13 protein-coding genes are annotated in these 13,834 nt (G+C 66.4%); 3 read left to right on the top strand and 10 right to left on the bottom strand.

The features are described from left to right. Positions 1-5: 5 nt before the first annotated feature. Positions 6-1,250, bottom strand: coding sequence for an MBL fold metallo-hydrolase (locus CVN68_RS17945; protein ID WP_100283410.1), 1,245 nt, complete (start codon positions 1,248-1,250; stop codon positions 6-8). 73 nt (positions 1,251-1,323) lie between these two features. Here CVN68_RS17945 and ligA point away from each other — a divergent pair, with 73 nt between their 5' ends. Both ligA and CVN68_RS17935 read left to right on the top strand, forming a co-directional pair. After that, positions 1,324-3,456, top strand: coding sequence for an NAD-dependent DNA ligase LigA (gene ligA / locus CVN68_RS17940; RefSeq protein ID WP_100283409.1), 2,133 nt, complete (start codon positions 1,324-1,326; stop codon positions 3,454-3,456). Positions 3,457-3,625: 169 nt separating this feature from the next. Then, on the top strand, positions 3,626-6,427 hold the full coding sequence (locus CVN68_RS17935) for a TonB-dependent receptor (RefSeq protein ID WP_100283408.1): 2,802 nt from the start codon (positions 3,626-3,628) through the stop codon (positions 6,425-6,427). A 93-nt stretch (positions 6,428-6,520) separates the two neighbouring features. Here CVN68_RS17935 and CVN68_RS17930 read toward each other — a convergent pair whose 3' ends face one another. Both CVN68_RS17930 and mgrA read right to left on the bottom strand, forming a co-directional pair. Then, the gene (locus CVN68_RS17930; protein ID WP_100283407.1) at positions 6,521-6,988 is read right to left on the bottom strand and encodes a GreA/GreB family elongation factor; all 468 of its coding nucleotides are present in this window, start codon (positions 6,986-6,988) and stop codon (positions 6,521-6,523) included. Beyond that, complete coding sequence (mgrA, locus tag CVN68_RS17925) at positions 6,985-8,046, bottom strand: L-glyceraldehyde 3-phosphate reductase (RefSeq protein WP_100283406.1); 1,062 nt, start codon at positions 8,044-8,046, stop codon at positions 6,985-6,987. Before mgrA ends, CVN68_RS17930 begins: the two co-directional genes overlap by 4 nt. A 125-nt stretch (positions 8,047-8,171) precedes the next feature. On the opposite strand from mgrA, the gene CVN68_RS17920 reads away from it, so the two are divergent. Beyond that, complete coding sequence (locus tag CVN68_RS17920; protein ID WP_100283405.1) at positions 8,172-9,242, top strand: glycosyltransferase family 2 protein; 1,071 nt, start codon at positions 8,172-8,174, stop codon at positions 9,240-9,242. Here the strand turns inward: CVN68_RS17920 and CVN68_RS17915 are convergent. Genes CVN68_RS17915 through CVN68_RS17885 form a run of 7 tightly spaced genes read right to left on the bottom strand, consistent with a single transcriptional unit; the run spans position 9,239 to position 13,807 of the window. Then, positions 9,239-9,589: a HesB/IscA family protein gene (locus CVN68_RS17915; RefSeq protein ID WP_100283404.1), complete on the bottom strand. Its 351-nt coding sequence runs from the start codon at positions 9,587-9,589 to the stop codon at positions 9,239-9,241. The genes CVN68_RS17920 and CVN68_RS17915 overlap by 4 nt on opposite strands. Continuing rightward, positions 9,589-10,053: an SUF system Fe-S cluster assembly protein gene (locus tag CVN68_RS17910; RefSeq protein ID WP_100283403.1), complete on the bottom strand. Its 465-nt coding sequence runs from the start codon at positions 10,051-10,053 to the stop codon at positions 9,589-9,591. The genes CVN68_RS17915 and CVN68_RS17910 overlap by 1 nt, the downstream gene beginning before the upstream one ends. After that, entirely contained in the window at positions 10,050-11,261 is a 1,212-nt protein-coding gene (locus CVN68_RS17905) for a cysteine desulfurase (protein ID WP_100283402.1), read from the bottom strand. Before CVN68_RS17905 ends, CVN68_RS17910 begins: the two co-directional genes overlap by 4 nt. Continuing rightward, the gene (locus CVN68_RS17900) at positions 11,258-12,337 is read right to left on the bottom strand and encodes a SufD family Fe-S cluster assembly protein (protein ID WP_199560122.1); all 1,080 of its coding nucleotides are present in this window, start codon (positions 12,335-12,337) and stop codon (positions 11,258-11,260) included. Before CVN68_RS17900 ends, CVN68_RS17905 begins: the two co-directional genes overlap by 4 nt. After that, the gene (gene sufC / locus CVN68_RS17895) at positions 12,334-13,077 is read right to left on the bottom strand and encodes a Fe-S cluster assembly ATPase SufC (protein WP_100283401.1); all 744 of its coding nucleotides are present in this window, start codon (positions 13,075-13,077) and stop codon (positions 12,334-12,336) included. Before sufC ends, CVN68_RS17900 begins: the two co-directional genes overlap by 4 nt. Continuing rightward, positions 13,077-13,388, bottom strand: coding sequence for a hypothetical protein (locus tag CVN68_RS17890; RefSeq protein ID WP_100283400.1), 312 nt, complete (start codon positions 13,386-13,388; stop codon positions 13,077-13,079). The genes sufC and CVN68_RS17890 overlap by 1 nt, the downstream gene beginning before the upstream one ends. Further along, positions 13,385-13,807: a hypothetical protein gene (locus tag CVN68_RS17885; RefSeq protein WP_100283399.1), complete on the bottom strand. Its 423-nt coding sequence runs from the start codon at positions 13,805-13,807 to the stop codon at positions 13,385-13,387. The genes CVN68_RS17890 and CVN68_RS17885 overlap by 4 nt, the downstream gene beginning before the upstream one ends. Positions 13,808-13,834 lie beyond the last annotated feature (27 nt).

The raw sequence follows: 13,834 nt of genomic DNA, 5'->3' as shown, positions 1-13,834 counted from the left end.
GCCGCTCAGCGGAACGCGTCGAACCGTCCGTCGCGTTCGCACTGCGCGACTCGTGCCATATCGGGTCGCCGAGCCGGTGCGCCGAGCGCGGGCACGTCGAAGGGGACGCCGATCGCTACGGGTGCGAAGCGGGCCGGGTCGCTGCCGGCGCAGACCTGTGCCGCACGCAGCATGCGCGGCGGCGTGGCATAGCCTTCGCGCGAGAGCCGGAAGGTGCCCCAATGGATCGGGAGGGCGAAGGGGCGCCCGAGGCCATCCCATACCCGCAAGGCGTCACGCGGCCCGATATGGCTGCCGCTCGCCATCTGGCCTTCCTCGAAGCGGAAGGCGCCGATCGGGATCGCGGCGAAACGGATCGGGCCAAGCGCAGCCGCCTCGGCGGGCCATTTGCCGTCGCCGAGCCCGGTATCGCCGGCGAAGAAGACATTGCCATGCGGCAGGCGGACCACGAAGCTCGACCAGAGCGCCCGGTTGCGATCGCTGAACCAGCGGCTGTCCCAATGGTGGTTACGAGTGACATGCACCATGGCCGGCCTGACTGGCGATTTCGGCGGATCCCCGCTCCACGGATTGTCGAAACGCATGACCGGAGTGGAGTCACCCCAGTCGAGCGCCTCGAAACCCGGACAATCGCCGCAATCGGTGGCGTCGTATCGGCCTGGAATTCCCGCGGCCCGAAGCAACGCGTCATTGCCGAGGCTGGTCACGATGATCGGCTCGTCGCGATCCCAAAGTCGCTTGAGCGTCGCGAGATCCATATGATCGTAATGGTTGTGGCTGACGAGAACGAGATCGATCTTCGGCAGGTCCTCGAAGCGCACGCCTGGCTGCGCGACGCGGGTAGGGCCGAAGCCGAACGGCCCGGCGCGCTCGCTCCACACCGGATCGGTGAGGATGTTGAGGCCGTTGGTCTGTACCAGCACGCTGGCATGCCCGATCCAGGTGACGCGCATCGCCTCCCCTTCGACGCGCGCTGGCGGTTTCGATGGACGTACCGCCACGCGCCCGGGCCAGACCGGCTGGGTCGGGTCGCCGAAAATCCGCCGCGCGAGGAAGCCCGCGCGGCTGCTTGCCGCGGGCAAGCGATCATCGTCGCCGTCGGGATTGAAGAAATGCGCCCCGTCGAAATGCGCGCTCACCGGTCCGCGATAATAGATGCGGTCGAGGAAATGCGGGAGCACGGTAAGGAAGAGGCACAGGATCACCAGGATCCACAACAGCCCGGCAAGGGCAAGCTTGAGCAGGCGCATTCGCCCTTCTTGCGGGGGGCACCGTTGCAATCAAGCTTGATCGGCGGCGCCCGCCTCCCCTAACCCGACGAACATGACATCCGCGCTGCCCCGGACCGAGGAAGAAGCCGCCGCCGAGCTGGCCCGGCTTGCCGACGAAATCGCTCATCACAACAGACGCTACCACGACGACGACGCCCCCGAGATCAGCGACTCGGAATTCGACGCGCTGATGCGGCGCAACACTGCGATCGAAGCCGAATTCCCCGAACTCGTCCGCGCCGATACGCCGTCGCGCAAGGTGGGCGCCGCGCCCGCGGGCCACCTTGCCAAAATCGCGCATGCACGGCCGATGTTCAGCCTCGACAATGGTTTTGCCGAGGAGGATGTCACCGACTTTCTCGGCCGGGTTCGCCGCTTTCTGAACCTTGGCGAGGATGCGGCGATCGCCCTCACCGCCGAACCCAAGATCGACGGGCTCTCGTGCTCGCTGCGGTACGAGCAGGGCAGGCTCGTCCAGGCGCTCACCCGCGGCGACGGCCAGATCGGCGAGGACGTCACTGCCAATGTCCGCACCATAAGGGACATTCCGCAGGAGATCGCCGGCGCGCCTGCGATCTTCGAGGTGCGCGGCGAGGTCTATATGGCCAAGGACGACTTCGCCGCCTTGAACACGCGTCTGCTCGCCGAGGCCGGGGAGACCGGCAAGGAGGCACGCCAGTTCGCCAATCCGCGCAACGCCGCCGCCGGTTCGCTGCGCCAGAAGGACGCGTCGGTCACCGCATCGCGTCCGCTGCGCTTCCTCGCCTGGGGCTGGGGCGAAGTCACTGCGCTGCCAGGCGAGACGCAGACCCAGGTCATCGCGGCGATTCGCGGCATGGGCTTCCCGGTGTCGGAGCTGTTCGCCGGGCCGCTCGCCCTCGCCGCAGCGCTGGCGCAGTATCGCACGATCGAGGCACAGCGCGCCGATTTGCCCTTCGACATCGACGGCGTCGTCTACAAGATCGACCGGCTCGACTGGCAGACCCGGCTCGGCTTTGTCGGCCGGGCCCCGCGCTGGGGCCTGGCGCACAAATTCCCCGCCGAACGGGCGCAGACGACATTGCGCGCGATCGACATCCAGGTCGGCCGCACCGGCAAGCTCACGCCCGTGGCGCGGCTCGAGCCGGTGACGGTCGGCGGCGTCGTCGTCACCAACGCGACGCTGCACAATGCCGACGAGATCGCCCGGCTCGGCGTGCGCCCCGGCGATCGCGTAATGCTCCAGCGCGCCGGCGACGTGATCCCGCAGATCGTCGAGAATTTGACGCTCGCGGAGGAGCGCCCGGCTTTTGCCTTCCCCGACCATTGCCCGCGTTGCGGATCGGAAGCCGTGGCCGAGGAAGGCGAAGTCGACGTCCGCTGCACCGGCGGGCTGATCTGCCCCGCACAGCGGCTCGAGCGGTTCAAGCATTTCGTCAGCCGCGGCGCGCTCGACATCGAAGGGCTGGGTGAGAAGACCCTCGTCGAGTTCCTCGACCTCGGCTGGATAGCCGAACCGGCGGACATCTTCCGCCTCGCCGCGCATCGCGAGGAATGGCTGGAGCGCGAGGGCTGGCAGGCGAAGTCGGTCGACGCGCTGCTCGCCGCGATCGAGGCCAAGCGCACGCCCGATGCCGCCCGGCTGCTCTTCGGGCTCGGCATTCGCCATGTCGGCGCAATCACTGCGCGCGACCTGATGAAGCGCTACACGACGCTCGTGGCGATCCAGACGCTGGCCGACGAGTGCATCGCGCTGCGCGATGCCAATCCGGCCGCGCTCGGCGAAAGCGCACAGAAGCACCGCGCGCGGCTCGACAAGGCGATCACCGAGCATATCGGCGTGGAGAATGTCGGCGGCGCCGTCGGGCAGGCCCTCGCCGATTTCTTCCACGAGCCGCATAATCGCGCACTGTGGGACGATCTGCTCGGCGAGGTCGCGCCGCCGCCCTTCATCGTCGAGACACGCGCGTCCGAGGTGTCGGGCAAGACGTTGGTGTTCACCGGCAGCCTTGAGACGCTGAGCCGCGACGAAGCCAAGGCGCAGGCCGAATCGCTGGGCGCGCGAGTCGCCGGATCGGTGTCGGCGAAGACCGATCTGGTGATCGCGGGACCCGGCGCCGGCTCCAAGCTCAAAAAGGCCGCAGAGCTTGGCATCGAAGTGATTTCCGAGGGAAAATGGGCCGAGATCGTCGCTGCCGCCGAGTGACTTTTTTGCAACGCAACAGATGAATCAACTGTTACCAACAGCTTGCACAGGCCGTCCCGGTTGACTGTCATCGAGTCGACATAAATGAATTCCAAGGGCAGCCGCGACGGTGAACGACACCGCGCGTGTATTCGTGCACCTTGGGCACACCGAAAGGGACTTTTCTAAAATGCGCACAAAGCTTTTTGCCGGCGTGGCTTTTGCCGCGCTGATGATTCCCGCGAGCGCGCTCGCGCAGTCGACCGGCACGATCGACTTCGAAGAGGGCAGCGAAGAGATCGTTGTCACCGGTACGCGCACGCAGAACGGCGTGAACGGCATCGTGGTTCCCGACACCACGAAAACCCGCGGCGTGCTCAACCAGGAATTCATCCAGCGCCAGGCCCCCGGCCAGTCGGTCAACGACCTGATCAACCAGCTTCCGGGCGTCAGCTATACCAACAACGATCCGTTCGGTTCGTCGGGCGGTTCGCTCAACATCCGCGGCTTCGAAGGCAGCCGCATCAGCCAGACCTTCGACGGCATTCCGCTCAATGATTCGGGCAACTACGCCATCTACGGCAACCAGCAGCTGGATCCCGAGCTGATCGAGCAGGTCAACGTCAACATGGGCACCACCGACGTGGACAGCCCAACCGCCGGCGCCACCGGCTCGACGGTGAACTACCGCACCCGCAATCCGGGCGAGGATTTCGGCGTCAGGCTGATCGGTTCGGTGGGCGACTTCGACTTCTTCCGTGTCTTCGGCATGGTCGATACCGGCACCTTCACCTCGTTCGGCACCCGCGCCTGGCTCTCGGCGAGCACGGCGCGCAACCACTCGCCGTTCAACGACCGCGCTCAGGTCGAGAAGCAGCAGTATAACGCCAAGCTCTACCAGCCGCTGGGCGACAATGGCGACTTCGTCGCAATCTCCGGTCACTGGAACGAGAACCGCAACAACTTCCAGGGTTCGGTGCCGCTGCGCACGGACGTGGTTCAGTACAATACCTCGACCGGCGCCGTTACCGCGCCGCGCGTCGTCGGCCCGAACACCGGCGATCGTTTCCCGATCACCAACGACGAGCGCGAATATTCGGTGCCGCTCTGCCAGATCAACAATACCGCCCGCGCCGGCATTCTCGATGCGGCCAATAGCTGCGGCTCGGTATTCGACGAACGTTTCAACCCGTCGAACACCGGCAATGTCCGCATCAATTCGCGCTTCACGCTCGCCGAAGGCCTCGTCTTCGCGGCCGATCCCTACTACCAGTACACCAAGGCCAACGGCGGCGGCACCACGGTCGGCCAGGAAGCCCGCCGCGACGTCAATCCGGCGCTGCAGAACCCGGCGCTGCCGTCCTCGGCAACCAATCCGGCCAATTCGAACTGCAACACCACGCCCAACGGTGCGACGGTGAGCTGCCAGGTCGGCTATATCGGCGGCACGCCCTATTTCGGCCGTGACCTGAACGGCGACGGCGATCTGCTCGACACCGTCCGTCTGCTTACGCCGAGCCAGACCCAGACCCATCGTATCGGTGTGATCTCGTCGCTGCGTTACACGCTGTCGCCCGGCCAGACCGTGCGTGTCGCCTACACCTATGATCGCGCACGCCATCGCCAGACCGGCGAGACCGGGTTCCTGCAGTATAACGGCAAGCCCTATGACGTCTTCCCGGTCAACGATCCGGTCCTCGACGTGAACGGCAACGCTCTCCAGAAGCGCGACCGGCTGTCCTTCGCCATCCTGCATCAGTTCGCTGCGCAATATAATGGCGAGTTCTTCGACGGCACCGTCCGCGTCGACGCGGGCATCAGCGTCAAATTCATGCGCCGGAACCTGAACAACTATTGCGCCACGTCGAGTGCTGCAGGCTTCATCGAGTGCTTCGGCCCGGACACCGCGGCGCAGGCCGCGTGGCTTGCGGCGAACCCGACGCAGACCGTGCCCTACGCCGCAGGCGTCGAGGGTGCGACCTGCCCGGCCAACCCGGTACCGGCCACCAACTGCACCTTCCCTACCCAGGGACCGCAGCAGCGCATCGTCGATTACAAGCGCGCCCTGCCGAACATCGGGTACGTCGCCGACATCACCGACAAGCTCTCGCTTTACGGCAACTTCTCGCAGAGCATCCAGGTCCCGGGTACGGATAATCTGTACAACTCGTTCTTCTATCCGGTGACCGCCGATCAGGCGAACCCGAAGCCCGAAACCACGGACAATCTGGAAACCGGCGTGCGCTATCGCTCGTCGAAGATCCAGGCGCAGGTCGCGGCCTGGTACACCAACTATAACAACCGGCTCGCTTCGTCCTACGACGCCGATCTGGACAAGACGGTGTATCGCAACCTCGGCAAGGTGAAGCGCTTCGGTTTCGACGGCACGATCGCCTATCGCCCGATCAACGAGCTGAGCGTCTATGCCTTTGGTTCGTACCTCGAATCGGAGATCCAGGACAACGTCGTCGCCGGCCGCACCGGGGCAGGCGCGCCGATCTACGCTCAGACCAAGGGCAAGCGCGAATCGAACGCCCCGATCTACACCTTCGGCGGCGGTGCGCAGGCAAATCTGGGCTTTGTGGACTTCGGCTTCAACGTGAAGCGTACCGGCCCGCGCTACGTCTACGACACCAACGAGTCGGTGCAGCAGATCGTCGCCTTCACTGCGGCGAACAGCCCAACCGGCGTTGCGCAAACGCGTACCATCCAGGTCTTCGGCAACAAGGTTCCGGCCTATACGCTCGTCGACTTCAACGCGCGCCTCCCGCTCGGCTGGGCCGGTCTCAACGACAAGACCTACTTCCAGCTGAACGTGCTCAACGCGTTCGACAAACTGTGGGTGAGCTCGCTCAACAGCGGCAACGGCGCGCTGAACCAGGGCCCGACCTTCAACCCAACGAACGGCGCGGTCACTGCATACGGCAACGCACCGAACTCGCAGATCGGCTATCCGCGCACCTTCATGGGTTCGCTGGTGGTGGGCTTCTAAGCCCCTCCCGACCGGGAACAACAAAACCGCCGCTCCAGCGATGGAGCGGCGGTTTTCGTTTGTGCCGGCCGCGGCGTCGCGCCGCTGCCGGGATCAGTCGGGAATCGCGACGACTTCCAGAATCTCGATCGCTTCGGGCCGGCCGTTGAAATCGACGCGCTCGCCGGCCTCCGCGCCGAGCAAAGCGTTGGCCAGTGGGGCCGAGAAGGCCAGCCGGTCGGCGTGCGGATCGGCTTCGTCATTGCCGACCACGTCGATCACGCGCGCCTTGCCCGCCAGCCGGATACGCACGCGCGAGCCGATCCCCACGACGCCCTCCTCAGGCGGTGGCGCGATCTCGGCAGTGCTCCGCCGCGTGTTCCAGTAACGCCGCTCGCGCCGGAGCACTTCGCGCGGCTCCTCCGCGGTCTCGGCAGCGATCGCCGCCTCGAGCTCGACAACCTTGGCCTCGATCAACGCGAGCCCGCGCGCAGTCACCAGATTGGGGCCGGCGGGCAGCGGAATCTCGAACTTCGGTTCCTTATGTTCCTCGTCGCTATCGCGGCGGAAGGCGACACTCATCTTTGGGGCAGTTCCTCTAGCGTGGATGATACCTTCCAAAGATCGACGGCGCCTTCGGTTGCATGGGTGTCGATCTCCGCAAGCTCCTCAGGACTGAAATTGAGACTTTTTACCGCATCGAGCGAGTTATCGAGCTGCTCCACCGTGCGCGCGCCGATCAACGCCGAAGTCACCCGCGGATCGCGCAACACCCACGCGATCGCCATCTGCGCGAGCGTCTGACCGCGGCGTTCGGCGATGGCGTTGAGCGCCCGGATGCGCGTGATATTCTCCTGCGACAGCAGACCGTGGCCGAGCGAACCGCCCTTGGCGGCGCGTGCGTCGGCGGGAACCCCGTTCAGATATTTGGACGAGAGCATCCCCTGCGCGAGCGGCGAGAAGGCGATGCAGCCAGTGCCGAGATCGCCGAGCGCGGCGAGCAGGCTCTCTTCCACCCAGCGATTGAGCATCGAATAGCTCGGCTGGTGGATGAGCAGAGGCACCCTGTATTCGGCGAGGATCGCCGCGGCCTGGCGGGTCAGCTCGGGCGAGTAGCTGGAGATGCCGATATAGAGCGCCTTGCCCTGCCGGTGGATATGGGCGAGCGCGCCCATCGTTTCCTCGAGCGGGGTCTTCGGGTCAACCCGGTGCGAATAGAAGATGTCGACATAATCGAGCCCCATCCGCTTCAGGCTCTGATCGCACGAGGCGATCAGATATTTGCGCGATCCGCCGACATCGCCGTACGGCCCCGGCCACATATCCCAGCCGGCTTTGGTTGAGATCACCAGTTCGTCGCGGTGGCTGGCGAAATCGCTCGCCATGACACGGCCGAAATTCTCCTCGGCGGAGCCGTAAGGCGGGCCGTAATTGTTCGCGAGATCGAAATGAGTGACGCCGCGGTCGAAGGCGCGGCGCAGCATCGCGCGGCCGGTCTCGAACACGTCCGCGCCGCCGAAATTCTGCCAGAGGCCGAGGCTGATCGCGGGCAGATCAAGGCCGCTGCGCCCGCAGCGGCGATAGGGCATGCGGCCGTCGTAGCGCATGGGGTCGGCGGTCCAGGGCTGGGGATAGGACATGGGCTTCGAAACTCCGGCGAGTGCAGGTGCGAGCGTGTAGCCTATCGTGCGGGACGGAACAGCCCGGCTGACGAACCTGCTATAATGATACCGGCCCCGCCGCGTCTGTGAAGGATTGTCCAACCATGCCCCGATTGGCGCTCGTCATGATCGTGCGGAACGAGGCGCGCTGCATCGCGCGCTGCATCGATAGCGTGCGGCAGCATGTCGACGTGATGATCGTGCTCGACACTGGATCGACCGACGACACGGTGGCGATCGCCGAGCGGTGCGGCGCGACGGTCCATCACTTTACGTGGTGCGACGATTTTTCCGCGGCGCGCAATGCCGCACTGGCTTTCTCGGACGCCGACTGGAATTTGATCCTCGACGCCGACGAGTGGCTCGAAGGCGACGTGGCCGCACTCGGCAGCCAGACACTGCCCCCTGCCCCCGCTCCGGCGCGCTTCATCGGCGGTGTCAGGATCGTCAATCAGGCCGGGCCGGACCAGCCGGCGGCGCGCAAATTCATCCCGCGGATCCTGCCGCGCGGAGTTCGCTATGAAGGGCGAATCCACGAGCAGCCGGTCTCGCCTTTGCCTTTGCCAATGACAGTGCTGCCGCTCGCGCTGCGCCACGACGGGTTCGAAGACGCGCAGCTCGCGCGCAAGGCCGGGCGCAACGAAGCGCTGCTGCGCGCCGAGCTGGACGCCAATCCCGATGATTCCTATTTTTGGTTCCAGCTCGGCCGCGAGCATCTCGTGCGCGGCAACGCCGATGCGGCGGCCGATGCGCTGCTCTCTGCGCATCGCACCAGCGCGCCCGACGCGGCATGGCGCCACGGCGTGGTCGTCGCCGCGCTGCAGGCGCTCAAGCGCGCCGAACGGTTCGATGAGGCGCTGGCATTCGCCGACGCCGAGCACGCCCATTGGCAGCGCTCGCCCGATTTCTACTTCGCAGTCGCCGACCTCTATCTCGAATATGCCAGCCGCAACCCGGCGATCGCGATGGGCGAATTGCTGCCGATCGTCGAAGGGGCGTGGAAGCGCTGTCTCGAAATCGGCGAGCGCCCCGACCTCGACGGGTCGGTCGAGGGCTGCGGCAGCCATCTCGCCGCGCAGAACCTCGCAATGTTCTACGAGACTCTCGGCATCGAAGACGAGGCGCAATCCTATACGGAGATGGCCGCCGGGATGCGCGGGCGGCTGGCCGCCTAGACGGTGAAGCTCTCGCCGCAGCCGCAGCTGCCCTTGGCATTCGGATTCTCGAAGACGAAGCCTGCAGTGAAATCGTCCTCGACCCAGTCCATCGTCGATCCGACCAGATAGAGCACCGAGGCGCCATCGACGAAAAAGGTGCCGCCGGGGGTCTCGATCTTCTCGTCGAACGGCTTGGCCTCGCTGACATAGTCGACCGAATAAGCCAGCCCCGAACAGCCCCGCCGCGGCGTGGAGAGCTTGACTCCGACGGTACCCTCCGGGGCCTTGGCCATCAGTTCGGCGATGCGGGCATGCGCACGTTCGGTGAGGTTGAGCGCGGCGGGGCGCGTGCGGAGCGTGGCCATCACAGCATCCCCAGTTCGAGCTTGGCGTCGTCGGTCATCTTCTGCGGGTCCCAGGGCGGATCCCAGACCAGATTGACTTCGGCATGGCCGATCCCGGGCACCGATCCGACGCGCAATTCGACTTCGCCGGGCATCGATTCGGCTACCGGGCAATGCGGCGTGGTCAGCGTCATCTGCACCGAGGCATGGCCGTCGGCGGTAATGTCGACGCCGTAGATCAGCCCGAGATCGTAGATGTTCACCGGGATTTCGGGATCGTAGATTTCCTTGAGCGCGGTGATCACCGACTCATAGAGGTCGCCGCCGGGCTCACCCGCCGGATGCGGCTCGGGCTTTTGCGACAGGAAGCCGGCGAGATAGTCGCGCTTGCGCTCGAACGTCTCATGGACCTCCTCGACCCGCGCCTTGGGCGGCGTCTCGACGGCGTCGACCTCTTCCACTGCGATCTTGCGTTCCTCGTTCACCCGAAGATCCTCGTCACTCGTTCGATACCCTTGACCAAAGCGGCGATGTCGGCCGCTCCATTGTAAACCCCGAAGCTCGCCCGCGCGGTCGCCGAGACGCCCAGCGCATCCATCAGCGGCTGCGCGCAATGATGCCCCGCGCGGATCGCGACATTGCCTTCGTCCAAGATGGTGGCGACGTCGTGCGGATGCACCCCCTCGACTGCGAAGCTGACGATCCCGGCGCTGTCGTCGGGGCCGAACAGGCGGACGCTGTTGACCTGCGTCAGCGCGTCACGCGCCGCGCGCACCAGGGCCGTCTCGTGCGCATAGATACGCTCCAGTCCGATGCCCGCGACATAGTCGACCGCCGCGTGCAGCCCGACTACACCGACGATGTGCGGCGTCCCCGCCTCGAAACGGCCCGGCGGCGGCGCATAGGTGGTGCGTTCGAACGTGACCCGATCGATCATCGAGCCGCCGCCCTGCCAGGGCGGCATCGCGTCGAGCAGGTCGTAACGGCCCCACAGCACCCCGATCCCGGTGGGTCCGTAGAGCTTGTGGCCCGAGAAGACATAGAAGTCGCAGCCGATCCCGGCGACGTCCACCGGCAGCCGCGGCACTGCCTGGCAGCCGTCGAGCAGGATCTTCGCGCCCACCGAATGCGCGATTTCGGTCGCCCGCTTCGCGTCGAGCACCGAGCCGAGCACGTTCGAGACATGCGCCAGCGCGACGAGCTTGTGCGCCGGCGTGATCATCGCCGCCATTGCGTCGAGATCGATACGATGATCGGCGGTGAGCGGGATTACGTCGATCGCGGCGCCGACGCGTTCTGCGACCATCTGCCACGGCACGATGTTCGAATGATGCTCGAGCGTCGAGAGCAGGATGCGGTCACCGGCCTTCAGCTGCGTCCCCGCCCAGCATTGTGCGACGAGGTTGATCCCCTCGGTCGCGCCGCGGACGAAGATGATCTCCTCGGGCTTGCCGCCGATGAATGTCGCCACCCGGGTGCGCGACGCCTCGAACGCCAGCGTCATGTCGGCCGAACGCTGATAGACCCCGCGATGCACGGTGGCGTAGGTTTCGCCATAGCCGCGGGCGATCGCGTCGAGCACCGGCCTGGGCTTTTGCGCCGTCGCAGCGGTGTCGAGATAGGCCCAGCCGGTCGGAATCGCCGGGAAATCGGCGAGCAGATCGAGCGGGCGGGTGTCGGCAACGACGCTCACAACGCGGTCTCCAGCCACTTGTCCGCATCCGCCTCGAATGCCTCGCGCACCGCGTCCTCGCCGATCCGCGACAAGGCGTCGGCGACGAAGGCGCGCGTCAGCAGCGCCTTGGCGCGCGGTTCGGGGATACCGCGGCTTTCGAGATAGAACAGCGCGCGCTTGTCGAGTTCGCCCACCGTCGCGCCGTGCGCGCACTTCACATCGTCGGCGAAAATCTCGAGCTCGGGCTTCAAATTCACTGTCGCCCCGCGATCGAGCAGCAGCCCGCGCAGCGACTGCTCGCCATCGGTCTGCTGCGCGCCGCGCGCGACTTCGACCCGGGCGGCAAGGCTCGCCACCGAACGGTTCGCCGCCACTGCGCGCCACAATTGCCGCGAAGTGCCTTCGATCGCCTCGTGCCGCACCGTGACCGCAGCTTCCTGGCGCTGGGTGCCCGCGAGCAGGGCGCCGCCCATCTCGGCGAACGCGCCCTTGCCGGTGAGCGTCAGGGCACCGTCGATCCGGCTGCCCATCCCGCCGGCGCCGAGGAAGATCGAAGTCAGACTCGCCGCTTCGCCGACCTCGGCCTCGTCGCGGATCGAGACGAAACCCTCGGCCTGGAGCAGCCGCACCGAACGCATCAGCCGAGCGCCGCGGGCAAGCGTCATCCGGCTGGTCCGATTGGCCCAGCCCGCGCCGGCATAGGTCTCGACCACCGAGGCGACCGCGTCCTCGGCCAGCACGATCCGCGCGGGCACATGGCTCTCGCCGCCCGAACCGAGATGGACAATCTGGACGCCGGTTACCGCCGCCTGCGCGTCGAGCGTGAGCACCCAGCCCTCGCCCTCGGCCATGCTGCCGAGCGGATGCGCCGTGTCGGGCACGAAACGCGCGATCTTCACCGGTCCGGGGCGGCTATGCGCAGGCTCGAACACGCCGTCGACGAACAACAGACGGGGACCCTCGATATCGAGGAAGAGATCGGCAGGCCTGACGTCCGCGTCGCGCGGCTCGGCATCGGCGGCGGCACGCAGCGCAGCCATATCCGCCCAGCGCCACTCCTCGAGGCGGGGCGAGGGAAGTTCGAGGACGGTCACGCCGCCACGACTCCATAGCCTTCGCGCTCGAGCGCATGCGCGAGTTCGGGGCCGCCGGTGCGGGTGATACGCCCGGCTTCGAGCACATGGACGAAATCGGGCTGCACGTAATCGAGCAGGCGCTGATAATGGGTGATCAGCAGCACCGCCTTGTCGGGCGCGCGCATGATCCGGTTGATCCCCTCGCCCACTGCCTTGAGCGCGTCGATGTCGAGCCCGGAATCGGTCTCGTCGAGGATCGCCAGCTTCGGGGCGATGATGCCCATCTGGACCATCTCGTTGCGTTTCTTCTCGCCGCCCGAGAAACCGACATTGACCGGACGCTTGAGCATTTCCTGATCCATGCCGAGCGCATCGGCCTGGGCGCGCGCGAGCTTGAGGAACTCGCCCCCGGAGAGCGGCGCCTCGCCGCGGGCACGACGCTGCGAATTGAGCGCCTCGCGCAGGAACTGGACGTTCGAAATGCCCGGAATCTCGACCGGATATTGGAAACCGAGAAACAGCCCCGCCGCGGCGCGCGCATGCGCACTCATTTCGAGCAGATCGGCGCCTCCGAAGGTCACGCTCCCGCCGGTCGCGTCATAGCCCGGCCGGCCGCCGAGCACATAGCCGAGGGTCGACTTGCCGGCGCCGTTCGGCCCCATGATCGCGTGCACTTCGCCCGCATTCACGGTGAGGCTGAGCCCCTTGAGAATTTCCTTGCCGTCGATTTCGGCGCGCAGGTCGGTGATGTTGAGCATTATTCCTGTTCTTCCCCGAGCCGGGTGCGCGCATATGCGAGCAGCTGCGGCCGCACGCAGGCGCGCATCGCCGCCGCTTCGTTGATTCCGGTGCGTGCGCAGGCGACCGTCGCCTCGCACGCGGTGCGATCGAACCCGCTATCGCCGCTGGTGCGGGCGATCGAGCACGAGCGAATGCGCTTCTTGCGGTCGAGCTGGAGATGGACGTCGAGCGCACGCAGCCGCGCGGTGACCACGATTTCCTCCTCCGGCGGCTGCGGCACATCCTGCACCGCCGGCGCCATCAGCAGGGCGGCGAGCAACAGGCTCATAACGGCACCGTCAGCAGCTTGATCGTCTTGAGCGGCTCGGGCGCGTTATACGCGTCGACCCGGCCGCCTTCGGGCAGTTCCCAGATGATCTTGTATTGCTTGGGCTGGACGATCGCCGCGGCGACATCGGCCTCGACCGCGTCGAGGATAGCTTCCATCCGGCCCCACCAACGCTTGTTGACCGGACGATCGCCGAGCAGGATCCGGCCCTGCGCATAGTCGCTCTCGACGAACGCGCGGCACCCTTTGATCGCGTCGCCCACCTTGGCAGCGCGCGCGGCAGCCTCGGCCGGGGCGACGCCGACCTGGCGGACGATGCAGCGGGCGTGGCGCGTGGCGATGCCGATCTGCGGCACGCTGTCGACGGCGACGCCGCCGGCCGCCTGGACGGCGAGCGCGAGCAATATTCCGAACGTCATTCCGATACTCCCAAGGGCGCGAACACT

The sequence above is a fragment of the Sphingomonas psychrotolerans genome, from assembly GCF_002796605.1.
Classification (GTDB): Bacteria; Pseudomonadota; Alphaproteobacteria; order Sphingomonadales; family Sphingomonadaceae; genus Sphingomonas; species Sphingomonas psychrotolerans.
The sequence above is the reverse complement of the archived record's forward strand: the minus strand, read 5'-3'. Positions and strand labels throughout refer to the sequence as shown.

Bases quoted from the DNA above. Each gene is read 5' to 3' on its own strand.
- ligA (WP_100283409.1), top strand. From the start codon at position 1,324: ATGACATCCGCGCTGCCCCGGACCGAGGAAGAAGCCGCCGCCGAGCTG.
- CVN68_RS17945 (WP_100283410.1), bottom strand. From the start codon at position 1,250: ATGCGCCTGCTCAAGCTTGCCCTTGCCGGGCTGTTGTGGATCCTGGTG.
- CVN68_RS17935 (WP_100283408.1), top strand. From the start codon at position 3,626: ATGCGCACAAAGCTTTTTGCCGGCGTGGCTTTTGCCGCGCTGATGATT.
- CVN68_RS17915 (WP_100283404.1), bottom strand. From the start codon at position 9,589: ATGGCCACGCTCCGCACGCGCCCCGCCGCGCTCAACCTCACCGAACGT.
- CVN68_RS17920 (WP_100283405.1), top strand. From the start codon at position 8,172: ATGCCCCGATTGGCGCTCGTCATGATCGTGCGGAACGAGGCGCGCTGC.
- CVN68_RS17930 (WP_100283407.1), bottom strand. From the start codon at position 6,988: ATGAGTGTCGCCTTCCGCCGCGATAGCGACGAGGAACATAAGGAACCG.
- CVN68_RS17890 (WP_100283400.1), bottom strand. From the start codon at position 13,388: ATGAGCCTGTTGCTCGCCGCCCTGCTGATGGCGCCGGCGGTGCAGGAT.
- sufC (WP_100283401.1), bottom strand. From the start codon at position 13,077: ATGCTCAACATCACCGACCTGCGCGCCGAAATCGACGGCAAGGAAATT.
- mgrA (WP_100283406.1), bottom strand. From the start codon at position 8,046: ATGTCCTATCCCCAGCCCTGGACCGCCGACCCCATGCGCTACGACGGC.
- CVN68_RS17885 (WP_100283399.1), bottom strand. From the start codon at position 13,807: ATGACGTTCGGAATATTGCTCGCGCTCGCCGTCCAGGCGGCCGGCGGC.